Source organism: Herpetosiphon geysericola (genome assembly GCF_001306135.1).
GTDB classification, from domain to species: Bacteria; Chloroflexota; Chloroflexia; order Chloroflexales; family Herpetosiphonaceae; genus Herpetosiphon; species Herpetosiphon geysericola.
The window spans coordinates 554,795-569,550 of sequence record NZ_LGKP01000025.1 but is presented as its reverse complement, the minus strand read 5'-3'; the positions used below and the strand labels follow the sequence as shown (position 1 = coordinate 569,550).

The window sequence follows — 14,756 nt, the reverse complement described above, 5'->3', positions numbered from 1 at the left end:
GCTACTACACACTTCCGCGGCAGCATGCTGCCGCGAAGCCATTACACGCGGCGGCGCTTTGGTGGGCGGCAGCCATTGTGTGGGATTGGCGTAACATCGGTGATTGCAATAACCGACAAGCCAGTCGCTTGCAGTGCGCGCACTGCTGATTCACGGCCAGCACCAGGGCCTTTAACATACACTTCAACCACGCGCATGCCGTTATCCATGGCTTTGCGGGCTGCTTGTTCGGCAGTTACTTGGGCTGCGTAGGGCGTGCTTTTGCGTGAGCCTTTGAAGCCACTTGCGCCAGCGCTGCTCCAGCAAACCACGTTGCCAGCTGGGTCGGTGATTGTAACGATCGTGTTGTTAAAGGTCGCTTGGACGTGAGCTTGGCCACGAGGCACATTTTTACGCTCACGGCGACGACCGCGTTGAGGGCGGCGAGCTGCTCCCGCTTTTGCTTGTTTCGCCATTCAAGGCCTCCGAAATAGCGTTGAAAATAAAAATTCAGGAAATTACTTCTTGGTAGCTTTCTTCTTGCCACCAATTGCTGCGCCTTTTTTACCACGGCGGGTACGGGCGTTGGTTTTGGTGCGTTGACCACGCAATGGCAAGCCTTTGCGGTGGCGAATCCCACGGTAGCAGCCAATGTCCATCAAACGCTTGATGTTCAATTGAACAGCCCGGCGCAAATCGCCTTCAACGGTGTAATCTTGGTCGATGATTTCGCGCAAACGAATTACTTCGTCTTCGGTCAAATCTTTGACCCGAACATTTGGATTGATATTGGTGCGCGCCAGAATTTCGCTGCTGGTGGTGCGCCCAATCCCATAGATGTAGGTAAGGGAAATTTCCACCCGTTTGTTGCGGGGAATATCAACCCCTGAAATACGTGCCATTCGATGCTCCTCTTAGCCTTGCCGTTGCTTATGCTTCGGGGTGCGGCTGCAAATGATACGGACAACGCCCTTACGACGAATGACCCGGCAATATTCGCAGCGTGGTTTGACTGATGGTTGGACTTTCATCGGAACCTCGCTCGTAGACACACAACAATCCAACCCTCCGTCCGCTTCGGCCAGAGGCATTGGTTGCGGTGGTCAGTGTGTTATCTGTACCGATAAGTAATACGGCCACGAGTTGGATCATAGGGCGAGAGTTCAACTAACACGCGGTCACCTTTCAGAATCCGAATGTAATTCATCCGAATCCGGCCAGAGACATGTGCTAATACTTCCAGCCCGTTATCCAACGCTACTTTAAACATCGCGTTTGGCAGTGGCTCAGTAATAACGCCCTCGACCTCAATGACATCCTTCTTCTTGGCCATATGACTCCTTAAAACTAGCACATCAGCGGTGGCAATGGTCGCATGCGTTGCGAGTGGTGCGCGATTGCCCCAAAGAATAATCCGTCACTGGGCTGTGCAATACGTCAGACGACGGTGTATAGCATACGCAGCAAGCTAGAAGCATAGGCCATCGGCCCATGCTTCTGCATCGGTACCTATTACTATACCACAAATTTAGCACGGCTTTGCCGATTCAATTGCTTGAACCATGCGTGCAGTAATATCGTCAATCTCGCCTAGACCATTAATTTCATGCAAGATGCCTTGCGTGCGATAATGGGCAATCAGCGGCGATGTTTGAGCTGCATAAACATCAAGTCGATGGTTGATCGTCTCAAGGTTGTCATCGCTGCGTTGGTACAAATCGCCGTCGCAGAGATCACAAACACCCTCGACTTTTGGTGCTCGGAAGTATGTATTATATACAGCTTGACATTTTCTGCAAGTCCAGCGCCCAATCACCCGTTGAATCAGCACATCTTTATCGACATGCAACAACAACACAGCATTGATCGCATCGTTATGTTCAGCTAAAGCTGCTTGCAGGGCTTCGGCTTGCTGGGGGGTGCGTGGAAAACCATCGAAAATCACCCCATTGGCGCAATCTGGTTGTTGCACCCGTTCCAAAACCATGCCAATCACAACATCATCGGGCACCAGCTCGCCTTTATCGAGGTACGATTGAGCGAGTGTTCCCAGTGGTGTGCCTTCGCGCACAGCAGCCCGAAACATATCGCCGCTGGCGATGTGCTTCATGCCGGTTGCTGCTTCCAACTCAGTTGCCTGGGTTCCTTTGCCAGCTCCGGGCGAACCAAGCAAAATGATGTTCATAGGATAGTGCTCCTCGGTGAGTCAGCAAAGAACGGCGAACGCCTTTGTTCGCCGTAGCACCACCTGCCAAAAGCAGGTAGCGTTTCTTAGCGCGAGATGAAGCCTTCGTAATTGCGCATCATCATTTGAGCTTCGAGTTGGCGCATGGTATCGACCGCCACACCAACCACAATCAACAAACCGGTGCTGCTAAAGCCAATTTGCAAGCCTGTAATTTGTTGCACAAAGTAGGGCAAGGCAGCAACCACAGCCAAGCCAACCGCGCCAATCAAGGTAATGCGGTTAAGCACTTTGGTTAAATAGACTTCGGTGTTGCGGCCTGGGCGAATGCCAGGAATAAAGCCACCATTGCGTTGCAACATTTCAGGCAAGTTTTGTTGGTTAAACATCACCAAGGCATAGAAATAGGTGAAGAGCAATACCAACACGAACATCGCCAAGGTAAAGGCCAAGCCATTGGGGCCAAAACTGTTAACGAAGAAGTTCGCGATGCCATTGAGGAAACCAGTACCATCAGGCTTCCAGAAGTAAGAAGCAACGGTGCTGGGGAAAATCAAAATGCTTTGGGCGAAGATCAAGGGAATCATCCCAGCCATATTAACCTTCAACGGCAAGTGGCTCGATTGACCGCCATAGACCTTATTGCCACGCACGCGCTTGGCGTATTGAACTGGAATGCGGCGTTGGCCTTCGGTGATCAAGACGATCCCAACCACGGTAGCCAAGGTCACGATCAGCAGCAAAATCCCGCCGATCACGTTATTGCCTGAGCTTGAAGTGGTGATTGCTTGATAGACCATGCTTGGCAGCGCGGTCACGATCCCGCCGAAGATAATCATCGAGAGACCGTTGCCAATGCCACGTTCGTCGATCAACTCGCCCATCCAAACCAAGAACATCGAGCCAGCGACCATAATCGTCAAGATCGAGAAAGTTTGGAAGAAGTTTTGGGTAATGCTGAAGTTCAAGGTGCCAAACAAATTGATCCCGCTGTTGATCAGCGATTTAATTTGGCCATAGCCTTGGAGGTAAGCCAAGGGCACGGTGAGGAAATATTGGTAGCGCTGAATCCGATTGCGACCTTGCTCGCCCTCTTTGCTCAATTGCTCCAGCGCTGGGATCAACGGGATCAGCAACTGCATAATAATTTGGGCCGTGATGTAGGGATAGACCCCCATCGCTGCAACGGAGAACTGCCGCAACGCCCCACCAGAGAGCAAGTTGAGGAAGTTTGCCAAATCGCTTAACGGCAACTGACCATTGAACAACCGATCAAGTTCGGCTGTATCGACCCCTGGAACTGGAATAGCCGCGATAAAGCGGAAGATCACCAGCATCATCAGGGTGAACAAAATCTTCTTGCGCACTTCGGCGATTTTAAGTGCGTTGACCACAGCTTGAAGCATGGAATTCTCCTGTGTAATGCACGAATGACCTTCATTTGCAAACAGCGTAGCCTTGGGCAAAGCCCGCTACGCCGTCGCAAAAGAAGGTCATCGCATCACCATTGTTTAGGCGGCAGCGTCAATCAATTCGACTGAACCGCCCGCAGCCTCAATTTTTTGGCGAGCGCTGGCGCTAACCTTGTGGACACGCACCTTGAGGGCTACGTTCAGGTCGCCATCGCCGAGGACTTTGATAGGTTGCTTGAGGTTTTTGATCAAGCCGACTTCGCGCAGGGTTTCTGGCGTTACATCGCCATTGTTCCATTCGGTCAAATCGCCAACGTTAACGATGGTATATTCGACCCGGAAAATGTTGGTAAAGCCGCGCTTGTAGGGCATCCGGCGGACCAAAGGATTCTGACCACCTTCAAAGTGTGGGTATGGGTTTGGCCCTGAACGAGCCTTTTGACCCATCATACCTTTACCAGAGGTTTTCCCTTTGCCCGAACCATGACCACGACCAACCCGCTTGGTTTTGCGGGTTGAGCCTGGTGCTGGCTTCAGATCGTGCAATTTCATTACTTGGCCTCCGTCGCAGTCACTTCCTCGACAGTTACCAAGTGCTTGATCTTGAAGATCATCCCACGGACAACTGGAGTATCTTGAAGCTCGACCACTTGGTTCAATTTGCGCAAACCGAGCGAGCGAACGGTATCTTTTTGCGCTTGGCTATAGCCAATTGAACTTTTTTTATACGTAATACGTAAGGTTGCCATCGTTATTCCTCCGTACCGCTGATAACGGCGCGGCTTTGGCCGCTCAGGCGGAATGACGATGCAGCACGGCCACGGCGGCGGCCTTCTTCTTGCGGAGTGCGCAATTCAGAAAGGGCCTTCAACGTAGCTCGCACCACATTGACTGAGTTGTTGCTGCCCAATGATTTGGTCAGAACGTCCTTGATGCCAGCGGCTTCAAGCACGGCGCGCACGCCACCACCAGCGATAACGCCGGTACCAGCTGAAGCTGGTTTAAGCAACACTTTGGATGCTTTATAGGTTGACACAATTTCATGGGGAATGGTGGTTCCGATAACCGAAACCGCGATCATATTGCGTTTAGCTGATTCAGCACCCTTGCGAATAGCTTCAGGTACTTCAGAAGCCTTGCCCATCCCTAGCCCGACATTGCCGTTGCCATCGCCAACGACTACGACGGTGCTAAAGTTGAAGCGGCGGCCACCCTTGACCACTTTCGCGACCCGGTTGATTTGGACAACTCGTTCGTCCAGTTCAACTTCGTCAGCGTTTGATCGATTTCGCTTCGCCACGTTGCCTCCAGAGTTGATTAGAATTCAAGTCCGCCTTCGCGTGCCCCTTCGGCAACAGCTTTCACACGACCGTGATATTTGTAGCCACCGCGATCGAACACCACTTTGGTAATCCCAGCGGCGCGAGCGCGTTCTGCAACGGCCTTGCCAACTGAATGGGCTTGTTCGAGTTTGCGTTGCTCACCAAGGCTGCCGCGTAATTCGGTATCGATCGTCGACGCGGAAACAAGCGTATGACCAGCGAGATCATCGATCACTTGGGCATAGATATTCAGGCCTGAGCGAAACACATTCAAGCGTGGGCGCTCAGGTGTGCCACTCAGTTGGCCACGAAGCCGACGATGCCGTCGGGCGCGCAATTCGCGGGATGAAAATTTCGACATTGCTATATTTCTCCTGTAGGTGGGTTAGGCGGCGCGTTAGTGGGGTCACGCTACGCCGCCGCCAACAGCCTACTTCTTACCAGCTTTACCGGCCTTGCGGCGGATCACTTCGTCGCTGTACTTGATGCCTTTGCCCAAGTAGGGTTCGGGTGGACGCAGCTTGCGAATGTTCGCTGCTTGGTCGCCAACTTTTTGCTTGTTGGGGCCTTTGATCACAACCCGGCGCTCAGCTACTTCAAAGCTGTTGCCTTCGTATGGCTCAACCCGCACTGGGTGCGAGAAGCCAAGCGAAAGCACCAAGATTTTGCCATCAAGGGTAGCGCGATAGCCTGTACCATTCATTTCGAGCGTTTTTTCAAAGCCCTTGGTCACGCCGTCAACCATATTGGCGACCAGCGTCCGTGAGAGACCGTGAAATGCGCGAGCCTGACGGCTATCGTTGACGCGGGTGATTTCTACCGTTGCGCCATCGATATTCACCGTAATTTCAGGGCGAATTGCTTCGCTCAAGGTTCCTTTGGGGCCTTTGACCGTGACAACATTATCGCTGTCGACGTTCACAGTTACACCAGCTGGAACTTCAATCGGTTTGCGACCGATACGTGACATGGGTCATTTCCTCCACGAGTGATGACGGTAATCCTACCGTTGTCCTCGTTTAGTATTACCAAATGTAACAAACAATTTCACCGCCAACGCCTGCTTTCCAAGCAGCATCGCCGGTCATCAACCCTTTAGGAGTTGAAAGGATGCTCAAGCCCAAACCGTTGCGCACGCGAGGAATCTCGTTGCGCTTGGTGTAGACCCGCAAGCCTGGGCGGCTAACCCGCTTCAAGCCGGTAATCACTGGCTTGCGGTCAGCAGCATATTTCAAGGTCAACACCAAGTTTGAGAATGGTGTGCCTTCTTGAACCTCAAAGCTCTTAATATAGCCTTCGGCTTGCAAAATTTCAGCAATGCCGCGCTTGATTTTCGACAATGGGATCGTCACTGTTTGGTGACGTGCCATACCCGCGTTGCGGATGCGTGTCAGCAGGTCGGCAATTGGATCATTAACGCTCACTAGCTCGTCCTCCTGGTTCTACCAGCTTGATTTTGTTACACCGGGAATTAGGCCTTGTGAAGCCAACTCGCGGAAGCAGATCCGGCAGATACCAAATTTTCGCATGTACGCCCGAGGCCGACCACAGCGCTTGCAGCGATTGTATCCCTGCGTTGAAAATTTTGGTGCGCGATTCGCCTTGATGATCATCGATTTCTTAGCCATAGACTGTTTTGGCCTCCCAGTTACGAGTTGTCGGTTGACTACCCCTGTAGTCCCTTGCCAACTCTAGTCACGAAACGGCATGCCCAACGCCTTCAACAAAGCAAAGCCTTGTTCGTCGTTTGGAGCGGTGGTAACAATCGCCACCTCAAGCCCACGAATTTTATCGACTTTATCGTATTCGATTTCAGGGAAGATGATTTGTTCCCGAATACCGATACTGTAGTTCCCGCGACCATCGAACGATTTGCGGCTTAAGCCTTGGAAGTCGCGGATACGGGGTAACGCCAAGTTAACCAGACGATCATAAAAATCGTACATGCGTTCATTGCGCAGCGTTACCATTGCGCCGATCGGCATACCTTGGCGGAGTTTGAAGGCTGCCAACGATTTCTTAGCGCGGGTCACAACTGGTTTTTGACCTGCAATCATGGTCAAATCGCCAATTGCTGCTTCCACCGCTTTGGGGTTTTGCAACGCTTCACCTAAGCCAATGTTGATGACGATCTTGGTAATACGGGGCACTTGCATTGGGGACTTAAAGCCAAAGTCCTTGAACAATGCAGGAGCCACGGTCTTCAAATAGACATCCTTAAGACGTGCCATGGGTTCCTCACTTCTGGGGTTCGGCGACAGCATTGGTAACCAAGGCTACCAAACGGTTGCGGCACAACTGCGCCAGCCCAGATGGAAAATACGATAGTTCCGTACCAAATGAGTAGTCAGCAACTAAAGGTTGTTCATTGCTCATTTGTCTTCGACTTTGCCAAATTAGGCAACGTCGGCATTGCATTGCTTGCAAACACGCACTTTTTTGCCTTCGTCGTTGACGCGGTGGCCAGTCCGTGAGGGCTTACCACAAGCTGGGCAAATTAACATGACTTTTGAGACATGCATCGCAGCTTCAACTTCTAAGATGCCGCCTTGGCGATTGCCCATCGGCTTGACGTGTTTTTTAACAATATTGACATTTTCAACGACGACGCGTTCTTTTTTGGGCAAAGACTGCTTGATTACACCTTCGCGGCCTTTTTCGCGCCCACTAAGTACCACTACGCGGTCGCCCTTTTTGACGTGCATGGTTTTGCCTCCATAGTCAACGCTATGCGGTTGCCCACAAGCGTTGTATTGTACCACAGCTCGTGAAGAATGTTACAACACTTCTGGAGCAAGTGAGATGATCTTCATAAACTGTTTTTCGCGCAATTCACGGGCGACCGGCCCAAAGATACGCGTGCCGCGAGGGTTGCCTTGTTGGTTGATAATGACGGCTGCATTATCATCAAACTGAATCATCGAGCCATCTGGGCGAGTGTAGCCCTTTTTGACCCGCACGATTACGGCACGAACAACTTCGCCTTTTTTAGCCGAACCACCTGGGTTGGCTTGTTTGACGGTTGCAATGATCGTATCGCCAACGCTAGCGTAGCGACGCTTGGTACCACCGAGCACCCGAATACACAGCAGCTCTTTGGCGCCTGTGTTATCGGCAACCCGCATCCGAGATTCTTGCTGGATCACGACGAGGCCTCCTCGGTTTCGCCTTCAACGGTTACAACGTCTTGGCGCAAGACATTCAAGCCTTCGCGGCGATTCTTTTTGGCGATTTCGACCACACGCCAGCGCTTGAGCTTGCTCAAGGGGCGGGTTTCTTCAATCACCACGGTATCGCCTACATGACATTCGTTGTTTTCATCGTGAGCGTAAAACTTGCTGGTTTGGCGCACGGTTTTGCGATACAACGGGTGGGGGCGCAGGTAATCGACTGCAACCACCACGGTTTTGTTCATTTTACTGCTGACAACGCGGCCAACTTTTTGTTTGCGGCTGTCAGTTGTTGCTAAATGCTCGTTCATTAATTCCCCTCCGCCACCAAGCTGCGTTCGTGGATGACCGTTTTGGCGCGGGCGATATCTTTTTTCAACAACCGCACACGAGCGGTGTTGGTCAATTTGCCAACTGATTTTTGGAAACGCATGGTGAACAACTCTTGTTTGTTATCGTTGATCAACTTTTCCAAATCAGCATTGCTCATATCGCGCAGTTCACTAGCCTTCATTTGAGCCAACCTCCTGCGATGCCTTGGTTACGAATTTGCACTTAACAGGCAACTTTTGGGCAGCGCGGCGCAGTGCTTCTTGGGCCACATCTTCGGGCACGCCGTTCAATTCGAACAACACGCGACCTGGCTTGATCACTGCGACATAGTATTCAACTGAACCTTTACCAGAACCCATCCGCGTTTCAGCAGGTTTTTGGGTAATTGGACGATCTGGGAAGATCCGAATCCAAACTTTACCACCCCGCTTAACGTAGTTGGTGATCGTCCGGCGGGCTGATTCGATTTGGCGGCTGGTAATCCAGCCTGCTTCGAGTGAGACCAACCCAAAATCACCGAAAGCCACCGTCGCGCCGCGCTGAGCAATACCCTTGATATTTCGAGGGCGGTGTGGGCGGCGATATTTCATTTGCTTGGGCATTAACATGGTTTACGACCCCTTGCCCGAACGAGTGTTGGTTTTTGGTGCATCGGCTGCGGCTGCTGCTGGAGCAGCTTGGCGTTCGCGTTGACCAAGCACATCGCCCTTATAAATCCAAACTTTAACCCCGATCCGGCCATAGGTGGTGTGAGCGTGCACCAATGCGTAGTCGATATCTGCGCGAATGGTGTGCAACGGCACCCGACCTTCACGTTCCCACAATGAGCGGCTCATTTCAGCGCCACCCAAACGGCCTGAGCATTTGACTTTGATGCCTTGGGCACCAAGCCGCATGGCGCGTTGGGTTGCTTGCTTCATGGCGCGTTTGTGTGAAACCCGTTTGCTGATTTGTTCAGCAACGCTTTCGGCCACCAGGTAAGCATTTAATTCAGGCTGGTGAATTTCTTGAATATTCAAGCGCACCTTTTTGCCTGTGAGTTTTTCAATTTGGTTTTTGAGTGTATCGACGTTTGCGCCACGTTTGCCAATGACGATCCCTGGCTTCGCCGTGTGGATGGTCACTTCAACCCGGTTGGCTGAGCGTTCGATATCAACGTGGGCTACACCAGCGTTTTTCAACTCATCGGCACCTTCGATATATTTGCGCAGTGCCAAATCTTGGTGCAGTTGTTCGGTATAGTTACGCTCGGCAAACCACTTCGATTTCCAATCTTTGATGATGCCGAGGCGGAATCCATTCGGATGCACTTTACGACCCAAGAGATCCTCCTTAGAGAAAAGTCAAAAGTCAAAAATCAAAGGTCAATTTTGAATTTTGACTTCTGAATGTTGATTTTACAACACTTCGCCGTCATCGACGATCACGGTAATGTGTGACGAACGCTTCAAGATACGATCACCACGGCCACGAGCACGCGGCATGTAGCGCTTGAGCACTGGGCCAGCATCGACCATAATCGTTTTAACGACCAGATCCTCGGGTGACATTTGATAGTTGTGATCGGCATTGGCCTTGGCCGACTTGATCACGCGGGCAATTTCTGGGGCTGCCTTGTGGGGCAGATATTGCAAAATCCCCAGCGCTTCCGTCACATTTTTACCGCGCACGAGGTCGGCAACCAGCCGAACTTTTTGCGGCGACATGCGGAAGTTACGCAGAATGGCTTTAGCTTGCATTGCGCACCTCTTATTTTAATTTGCCGCGCTTGTCGGCCTTTTTGCCACCGTGCCCACGGAATGTGCGGGTCGGCGCGAATTCACCCAACTTATGACCAACCATGTTTTCAGTGATATACACTGGAACGTGGCGGCGGCCATCATGGACAGCGATCGTATGGCCAACCATCTGAGGGAAGATGGTTGAATCGCGTGACCACGTTTTGAGTGGGCGCTTTTCATTGCCACGATTCATCGTTTCAACGCGGCTCAAGAGCCGAACGTCAACGAATGGACCTTTTTTGGTTGAACGAGACATTCGTTTCCTTCCTTTAGTTGCAGTAGTTGTTGTCACTACTCACGAGGGAGAAGGCGCTGCACGAGTTATCGCAACCCAGTGCAGCGGCGGCCAAGCCGCCCTTGCTCCAAGGTGAGGAGCGCCATCACAACGAAGCGCTCCCCAGGGTTTATTTTTGCTTGCGCGTCCGCACGATAAAGCGATCGGTGCGGGGGTTGTGGCGGGTCTTTTTGCCCATTGCTGGCTTGCCCCATTTGGTTTTGGGGTTCATCCCAGTTGGGGCACGACCTTCACCACCACCGTGTGGGTGATCAACAGGGTTCATTGCTGAACCACGCACGACTGGGCGACGGCCCAACCAGCGGCTGCGACCAGCTTTCCCAATCATGATGTTTTGGTGATCAACGTTGCCGACTTGACCCAAGGTAGCCATACACTTGATATGGACCATGCGCATTTCGCCAGATGGCAAACGCACAGTGGCGTAGTTACCTTCGCGGGCCATCAATTGGGCGGTGTTACCAGCACTCCGCACCATTTGGCCACCACGACCGGGGGTCAATTCGATGTTGTGAATTTGCGAACCGATTGGGATGTTGGCCAATGGCAAAGCGTTACCAACCCGAATTTCGGCGTTGGGGCCAGCCATCAACATATCGCCAACTTTCAAGCCCAATGGGGCAATGATATAGCGTTTTTCGCCGTCGGTGTAGTGCAACAAAGCGATATTCGCTGAGCGGTTTGGATCGTACTCGATCCCCGCTACTTTTGCTGGAATATCAAATTTCTTGCGCTTGAAATCGATCAAGCGATAGCGGCGCTTGTGGCCACCACCACGGTGACGGGTGGTAATGTGGCCGTGGTTGTTACGGCCAGCATGTTTCTTTAAGGGTTCGGTAAGTGCTTTTTCTGGCTCGAACTTCGTGATTTCTGCGAAGTCCGAGACAGTCATGCCACGCCGACCAGGCGATGTCGGTTTATAGCGTTTGATGCCCACTGCATAACCTCCTAGAGATCTTCGAAGATTTCGATCCGTTCGCCTGGAGCCAACGTAACGATGGCTTTTTTCCAACTGCGGCTGTAGCCACTTTGTTGGCCATTGCGAGTCCGGCGAACTTTCAACTTACCCTTGACATTCATGGTGTTAACAGCTTTCACGTTGACGTTGAAAATCTGTTGCACAGCAGCCTTGATCATCGGCTTGTTGGCTTCTTGTGCCACCTCGAACGTGTATTTGCCCTCTTCCATCAACGCCGTATTTTTTTCGGTGATGACGGGGCGAATAATAATATCGTGCGCGTTCATCGGTTGCATCTCCTACTTTTTGCCCAGAATTGTTTCAACAACGCTGAGTGCCGACTTGGGCAAAATCAAGGTGTCGTAGTTCAACAGATCCCGAACATTCAGGTAGGCTGCCAACAAGGTCTTGACATTTGGCAAGTTGCTGGTTGATAACGTGATGTTATCGCTCTTTTCACCCAATGCCACCAGCGTTTTTTCGCCGACTAAAGGCAAGTTTTTCAACAAAGCCAGGAAGTCTTTGGTTTTTGGTGCATTCATGCTCAAATCATCTAAGAAAATGATTTGGTTATCTGCATATTTGACCGAAAGTGCCGATCGTACTGCCAAGCGCCGCATTTTGCGCGGCATATCTTTGGTGTACTTGCGGGGCTTTGGCCCGTGAACAACACCACCACCTGAGTGATGGGGGGCGCGAATAGCGCCTTGGCGAGCGCGACCGGTACCTTTTTGGCGATACAACTTGCGCGTGCTACCACGTACTTCACCACGAGTCTTGGTACTGTGAGTGCCCAAACGTGCATTGGCCAGTTGGCGAATGACTGCTTGGTGCATCACGGGAATGTTAGGCTCGATGCCGAAGATGTAGTCTTGCAGCTCAAGCGTGCCGATAGCTTGACCGGCTTGGTTATAAAGCTTGGCTTCCATGCGTCAACTCCTATTTCTTCGTGGCCTTAGCTGCCCGTGAGACCATCACCAAACCATTCTTAGCGCCTGGCACTGAGCCTTTAACTAAGATTACGTGGCGTTCAAGGTCAATTTTTACCACTTCCAAATTTTGAACGGTTACGCGATCATTGCCCATACGGCCTGCCATACGCATGTTTTTCCATACGCGGCCTGGCGTGGTACCTGAACCAATCGAGCCTGGGGCGCGATGGCGGTCGCTTTGACCGTGGGTTGCTGGGCCACCACGGAAACCGTGGCGCTTAACAACACCAGCAAAACCGCGACCTTTGCTTGTGCCGACGACATCAATCTTTTCGCCGAGTTGGAAAATATCAACATTTACCACGTCGCCGACAGTGTGTGCGTTCAAGTCGGTGGTTTTCACTTCGCGCATGAAGCGAACCAGCCGACCAGCAGCTTTCAGGTGTCCTTGGATTGGCTTCGTTACTTTTCGTGGTTTGATTTCGCCGAAGCCGAGTTGGACTGCTTCATAGCCATCCTTGTCCTTGGTGCGAAGTTGGGTGACCACACATGGGCCAGCTTCGATCACGGTGACAGGAATGGTTTCACCTTTTTCGGTGAAGATCTGGGTCATGCCAATTTTGCGACCCAAAATACCATTGAGCATTGGTTACTCCTTAGTCCATAGCGTGCGGAGCCTCTGGGCGACCAAGCCCAGCCGTATTGGCTATGGCTCCAAGCGGGATTCCCGATTAGAGCTTAATTTCAATATCCACACCAGCGGGCAAGTTCAGCTTCATCAAGGCGTTGATCGTTTGCTGGCTTGGATCGATCACGTCGATCAGACGTTTGTGGGTCCGAATTTCGAACTGTTCTTGGCTGTCGCGGTCAATGAAGGGTGAGCGCAACACGCTGTATTTTTCGATCTTGGTCGGCAACGGCACTGGGCCAGCGACCTGGGCACCGGTGCGTTCTGCCGCATCCACGATCTGGCGTGCCGACTGATCCAAGATCTTGTGGTCATACGCCTTGAGGCGAATGCGAACTTTTTGCTTTGCCAACGTCATTACTCCTAAGCGCAAAAGAAGGCAGGTGTGACGGGCACACCTGCCAGCCGTTTTATAGCTTATGCGATGATTTCGGTCACGATACCAGCACCCACGGTGCGGCCACCTTCACGAATCGCAAATTTCAAGCCTTGTTCGATAGCAACCGGAACGATCAACTCCACCGTCATTTGGATGTTGTCGCCTGGCATCACCATTTCCACGCCTTCGGGCAAGCCAATCGCACCCGTCACGTCCGTTGTCCGCACGTAAAACTGTGGGCGATAGCCACTGAAGAATGGGCTGTGGCGGCCACCTTCTTCTTTCTTCAACACGTAGACCTCGGCCTTGAACTTGGTGTGGGGTTTGATCGAGCCTGGCTTCGCCAAGACTTGACCGCGTTCCACATCCGTCCGTTCAATCCCGCGCAAGAGTGCCCCCACGTTGTCGCCTGCGCGACCTTCGTCCAGCAACTTCTTGAACATTTCCACGCCGGTCACGGCGGTGGTGCGCACGTCTGGGCCCATCCCGATGATTTCAATCGTATCGCCAACTTTGACGATCCCGCGTTCGATCCGACCGGTTACCACGGTACCGCGGCCTTTGATCGAGAACACGTCTTCGATGGGCATCAAGAAGGGTTTGTCGATCGCGCGTTCTGGCGTTGGGATATAGTCGTCAACCGCTTGCATCAATTCTTGGATCGATTGATACTCTGGTTGGCTCGCATCGGTTGATGCGCTATCCAAGGCGCCTTTGGCCGAGCCGCGCACGATCGGAATTTCGTCGCCCGGGAAGCCGTACTTGGTCAGCAACTCGCGCAATTCCATTTCGACCAGTTCGAGCAACTCAGGGTCGTCCATCATGTCGACTTTGTTCAAAAAGACCACCATCGCGGGCACTTCGACTTGGCCAGCCAAGAGGATGTGTTCGCGGGTTTGGGGCATGGGGCCGTCTGGGGCCGAAACCACCAAGATCGCACCGTCCATTTGGGCAGCGCCGGTAATCATGTTTTTGATATAGTCGGCGTGACCTGGACAGTCGACGTGGGCATAGTGCCGATTTTCGGTTTCGTATTCAACGTGCGAAATCGAAATCGTAATCCCACGAGCGCGTTCTTCGGGAGCATTGTCGATTTGGTCGAAAGCGCGGAATTCAGCGCGGCCACGGAGTGCCATGGTTTTGGTGATGGCAGCAGTCAAGGTGGTCTTGCCGTGGTCAACGTGCCCGATCGTCCCAATGTTGATGTGGGGCTTATTCCGCTCAAACTTTTGCTTAGCCATGTTGGTTGTGGCTCCTGCTATTACAAATACCGTTAGCCGCTGACAAAAAGACAACGGAACAGGAATGGAAAATTGGTAGTC

General features: G+C 52.1%; 28 protein-coding genes. All 28 read right to left on the bottom strand.

The annotated features are described in order from the left end of the window. Positions 1-41 precede the first annotated feature (41 nt). The 28 genes from rpsK to tuf all read right to left on the bottom strand — a co-directional run bounded on the left by rpsK (position 42) and on the right by tuf (position 14,675). Entirely contained in the window at positions 42-455 is a 414-nt protein-coding gene (rpsK, locus tag SE18_RS18185; protein WP_012192457.1) for a 30S ribosomal protein S11, read from the bottom strand. 42 nt (positions 456-497) lie between these two features. Next, positions 498-881 (bottom strand): 30S ribosomal protein S13, encoded by a 384-nt coding sequence (rpsM, locus tag SE18_RS18180; RefSeq protein WP_054535869.1) that lies wholly within the window; start codon positions 879-881, stop codon positions 498-500. A gap of 12 nt (positions 882-893) precedes the next feature. After that, positions 894-1,010 carry a 50S ribosomal protein L36 gene (gene rpmJ, locus SE18_RS26870; RefSeq protein WP_083469996.1) on the bottom strand — a complete coding sequence of 39 codons (117 nt, stop codon included), beginning with the start codon at positions 1,008-1,010 and terminating at the stop codon, positions 894-896. Positions 1,011-1,090: 80 nt separating this feature from the next. Further along, positions 1,091-1,312, bottom strand: coding sequence for a translation initiation factor IF-1 (infA, locus tag SE18_RS18175; protein ID WP_012192455.1), 222 nt, complete (start codon positions 1,310-1,312; stop codon positions 1,091-1,093). A 195-nt stretch (positions 1,313-1,507) separates the two neighbouring features. Beyond that, the gene (locus SE18_RS18170; protein WP_054535868.1) at positions 1,508-2,164 is read right to left on the bottom strand and encodes an adenylate kinase; all 657 of its coding nucleotides are present in this window, start codon (positions 2,162-2,164) and stop codon (positions 1,508-1,510) included. An 86-nt stretch (positions 2,165-2,250) separates the two neighbouring features. Beyond that, positions 2,251-3,570 carry a preprotein translocase subunit SecY gene (gene secY / locus SE18_RS18165; protein WP_054535867.1) on the bottom strand — a complete coding sequence of 440 codons (1,320 nt, stop codon included), beginning with the start codon at positions 3,568-3,570 and terminating at the stop codon, positions 2,251-2,253. Between the two features lie 105 nt (positions 3,571-3,675). Next, positions 3,676-4,128: a 50S ribosomal protein L15 gene (rplO, locus tag SE18_RS18160; RefSeq protein ID WP_054535866.1), complete on the bottom strand. Its 453-nt coding sequence runs from the start codon at positions 4,126-4,128 to the stop codon at positions 3,676-3,678. Continuing rightward, positions 4,128-4,325, bottom strand: coding sequence for a 50S ribosomal protein L30 (rpmD, locus tag SE18_RS18155; RefSeq protein WP_054535865.1), 198 nt, complete (start codon positions 4,323-4,325; stop codon positions 4,128-4,130). The genes rplO and rpmD overlap by 1 nt, the downstream gene beginning before the upstream one ends. Positions 4,326-4,327: 2 nt before the next feature. Next, a complete protein-coding gene (gene rpsE / locus SE18_RS18150; protein ID WP_054535864.1) occupies positions 4,328-4,876 on the bottom strand; it encodes a 30S ribosomal protein S5 in 549 nt (182 codons plus the stop codon). A 17-nt stretch (positions 4,877-4,893) separates the two neighbouring features. Further along, a complete protein-coding gene (rplR, locus tag SE18_RS18145; RefSeq protein ID WP_054535863.1) occupies positions 4,894-5,259 on the bottom strand; it encodes a 50S ribosomal protein L18 in 366 nt (121 codons plus the stop codon). Between the two features lie 69 nt (positions 5,260-5,328). Beyond that, complete coding sequence (gene rplF / locus SE18_RS18140; protein WP_054535862.1) at positions 5,329-5,868, bottom strand: 50S ribosomal protein L6; 540 nt, start codon at positions 5,866-5,868, stop codon at positions 5,329-5,331. A 55-nt stretch (positions 5,869-5,923) separates the two neighbouring features. After that, positions 5,924-6,322 carry a 30S ribosomal protein S8 gene (rpsH, locus tag SE18_RS18135; RefSeq protein ID WP_012192447.1) on the bottom strand — a complete coding sequence of 133 codons (399 nt, stop codon included), beginning with the start codon at positions 6,320-6,322 and terminating at the stop codon, positions 5,924-5,926. An 18-nt stretch (positions 6,323-6,340) separates the two neighbouring features. Next, positions 6,341-6,526: a type Z 30S ribosomal protein S14 gene (locus SE18_RS26865; protein ID WP_083469995.1), complete on the bottom strand. Its 186-nt coding sequence runs from the start codon at positions 6,524-6,526 to the stop codon at positions 6,341-6,343. A 63-nt stretch (positions 6,527-6,589) separates the two neighbouring features. Continuing rightward, entirely contained in the window at positions 6,590-7,129 is a 540-nt protein-coding gene (gene rplE / locus SE18_RS18130) for a 50S ribosomal protein L5 (protein ID WP_054535861.1), read from the bottom strand. A gap of 165 nt (positions 7,130-7,294) precedes the next feature. After that, complete coding sequence (gene rplX / locus SE18_RS18125; RefSeq protein WP_054535860.1) at positions 7,295-7,603, bottom strand: 50S ribosomal protein L24; 309 nt, start codon at positions 7,601-7,603, stop codon at positions 7,295-7,297. A 72-nt stretch (positions 7,604-7,675) separates the two neighbouring features. Beyond that, positions 7,676-8,044: a 50S ribosomal protein L14 gene (gene rplN, locus SE18_RS18120; RefSeq protein WP_054535859.1), complete on the bottom strand. Its 369-nt coding sequence runs from the start codon at positions 8,042-8,044 to the stop codon at positions 7,676-7,678. After that, a complete protein-coding gene (gene rpsQ, locus SE18_RS18115) occupies positions 8,041-8,379 on the bottom strand; it encodes a 30S ribosomal protein S17 (protein ID WP_054535858.1) in 339 nt (112 codons plus the stop codon). Before rpsQ ends, rplN begins: the two co-directional genes overlap by 4 nt. Next, a complete protein-coding gene (rpmC, locus tag SE18_RS18110; RefSeq protein ID WP_054535857.1) occupies positions 8,379-8,582 on the bottom strand; it encodes a 50S ribosomal protein L29 in 204 nt (67 codons plus the stop codon). Before rpmC ends, rpsQ begins: the two co-directional genes overlap by 1 nt. Then, a complete protein-coding gene (rplP, locus tag SE18_RS18105) occupies positions 8,572-9,009 on the bottom strand; it encodes a 50S ribosomal protein L16 (RefSeq protein ID WP_012192440.1) in 438 nt (145 codons plus the stop codon). The genes rpmC and rplP overlap by 11 nt, the downstream gene beginning before the upstream one ends. A 3-nt stretch (positions 9,010-9,012) precedes the next feature. Continuing rightward, positions 9,013-9,723 (bottom strand): 30S ribosomal protein S3, encoded by a 711-nt coding sequence (rpsC, locus tag SE18_RS18100; RefSeq protein ID WP_054535856.1) that lies wholly within the window; start codon positions 9,721-9,723, stop codon positions 9,013-9,015. 75 nt (positions 9,724-9,798) lie between these two features. After that, positions 9,799-10,140 carry a 50S ribosomal protein L22 gene (gene rplV / locus SE18_RS18095; protein WP_012192438.1) on the bottom strand — a complete coding sequence of 114 codons (342 nt, stop codon included), beginning with the start codon at positions 10,138-10,140 and terminating at the stop codon, positions 9,799-9,801. 10 nt (positions 10,141-10,150) lie between these two features. Next, complete coding sequence (gene rpsS / locus SE18_RS18090; protein WP_041304992.1) at positions 10,151-10,438, bottom strand: 30S ribosomal protein S19; 288 nt, start codon at positions 10,436-10,438, stop codon at positions 10,151-10,153. 148 nt (positions 10,439-10,586) lie between these two features. Then, positions 10,587-11,414, bottom strand: a complete 828-nt coding sequence (gene rplB, locus SE18_RS18085) for a 50S ribosomal protein L2 (protein WP_054535855.1) — start codon at positions 11,412-11,414, stop codon at positions 10,587-10,589. 11 nt (positions 11,415-11,425) lie between these two features. Then, positions 11,426-11,722 carry a 50S ribosomal protein L23 gene (gene rplW / locus SE18_RS18080; protein ID WP_012192435.1) on the bottom strand — a complete coding sequence of 99 codons (297 nt, stop codon included), beginning with the start codon at positions 11,720-11,722 and terminating at the stop codon, positions 11,426-11,428. Positions 11,723-11,734: 12 nt separating this feature from the next. Continuing rightward, positions 11,735-12,364, bottom strand: coding sequence for a 50S ribosomal protein L4 (rplD, locus tag SE18_RS18075; RefSeq protein ID WP_054535854.1), 630 nt, complete (start codon positions 12,362-12,364; stop codon positions 11,735-11,737). Between the two features lie 10 nt (positions 12,365-12,374). Next, positions 12,375-13,013: a 50S ribosomal protein L3 gene (gene rplC / locus SE18_RS18070; protein ID WP_054535853.1), complete on the bottom strand. Its 639-nt coding sequence runs from the start codon at positions 13,011-13,013 to the stop codon at positions 12,375-12,377. A gap of 85 nt (positions 13,014-13,098) precedes the next feature. Next, the gene (gene rpsJ, locus SE18_RS18065; protein WP_041307187.1) at positions 13,099-13,407 is read right to left on the bottom strand and encodes a 30S ribosomal protein S10; all 309 of its coding nucleotides are present in this window, start codon (positions 13,405-13,407) and stop codon (positions 13,099-13,101) included. 65 nt (positions 13,408-13,472) lie between these two features. After that, a complete protein-coding gene (gene tuf / locus SE18_RS18060; RefSeq protein ID WP_054535852.1) occupies positions 13,473-14,675 on the bottom strand; it encodes an elongation factor Tu in 1,203 nt (400 codons plus the stop codon). Positions 14,676-14,756 lie beyond the last annotated feature (81 nt).

Bases quoted from the DNA above. Each gene is read 5' to 3' on its own strand.
- rpsM (WP_054535869.1), bottom strand. From the start codon at position 881: ATGGCACGTATTTCAGGGGTTGATATTCCCCGCAACAAACGGGTGGAA.
- rplV (WP_012192438.1), bottom strand. From the start codon at position 10,140: ATGCAAGCTAAAGCCATTCTGCGTAACTTCCGCATGTCGCCGCAAAAA.
- rpmJ (WP_083469996.1), bottom strand. From the start codon at position 1,010: ATGAAAGTCCAACCATCAGTCAAACCACGCTGCGAATATTGCCGGGTC.
- rplR (WP_054535863.1), bottom strand. From the start codon at position 5,259: ATGTCGAAATTTTCATCCCGCGAATTGCGCGCCCGACGGCATCGTCGG.
- SE18_RS26865 (WP_083469995.1), bottom strand. From the start codon at position 6,526: ATGGCTAAGAAATCGATGATCATCAAGGCGAATCGCGCACCAAAATTT.
- rplX (WP_054535860.1), bottom strand. From the start codon at position 7,603: ATGCACGTCAAAAAGGGCGACCGCGTAGTGGTACTTAGTGGGCGCGAA.
- rplF (WP_054535862.1), bottom strand. From the start codon at position 5,868: ATGTCACGTATCGGTCGCAAACCGATTGAAGTTCCAGCTGGTGTAACT.
- rplC (WP_054535853.1), bottom strand. From the start codon at position 13,013: ATGCTCAATGGTATTTTGGGTCGCAAAATTGGCATGACCCAGATCTTC.
- rpmC (WP_054535857.1), bottom strand. From the start codon at position 8,582: ATGAAGGCTAGTGAACTGCGCGATATGAGCAATGCTGATTTGGAAAAG.
- tuf (WP_054535852.1), bottom strand. From the start codon at position 14,675: ATGGCTAAGCAAAAGTTTGAGCGGAATAAGCCCCACATCAACATTGGG.
- rpmD (WP_054535865.1), bottom strand. From the start codon at position 4,325: ATGGCAACCTTACGTATTACGTATAAAAAAAGTTCAATTGGCTATAGC.
- rplD (WP_054535854.1), bottom strand. From the start codon at position 12,364: ATGGAAGCCAAGCTTTATAACCAAGCCGGTCAAGCTATCGGCACGCTT.
- rpsS (WP_041304992.1), bottom strand. From the start codon at position 10,438: ATGTCTCGTTCAACCAAAAAAGGTCCATTCGTTGACGTTCGGCTCTTG.
- rplE (WP_054535861.1), bottom strand. From the start codon at position 7,129: ATGGCACGTCTTAAGGATGTCTATTTGAAGACCGTGGCTCCTGCATTG.
- rplP (WP_012192440.1), bottom strand. From the start codon at position 9,009: ATGTTAATGCCCAAGCAAATGAAATATCGCCGCCCACACCGCCCTCGA.
- rpsK (WP_012192457.1), bottom strand. From the start codon at position 455: ATGGCGAAACAAGCAAAAGCGGGAGCAGCTCGCCGCCCTCAACGCGGT.
- rpsQ (WP_054535858.1), bottom strand. From the start codon at position 8,379: ATGAACGAGCATTTAGCAACAACTGACAGCCGCAAACAAAAAGTTGGC.
- rplW (WP_012192435.1), bottom strand. From the start codon at position 11,722: ATGAACGCGCACGATATTATTATTCGCCCCGTCATCACCGAAAAAAAT.
- secY (WP_054535867.1), bottom strand. From the start codon at position 3,570: ATGCTTCAAGCTGTGGTCAACGCACTTAAAATCGCCGAAGTGCGCAAG.
- rplO (WP_054535866.1), bottom strand. From the start codon at position 4,128: ATGAAATTGCACGATCTGAAGCCAGCACCAGGCTCAACCCGCAAAACC.
- infA (WP_012192455.1), bottom strand. From the start codon at position 1,312: ATGGCCAAGAAGAAGGATGTCATTGAGGTCGAGGGCGTTATTACTGAG.
- SE18_RS18170 (WP_054535868.1), bottom strand. From the start codon at position 2,164: ATGAACATCATTTTGCTTGGTTCGCCCGGAGCTGGCAAAGGAACCCAG.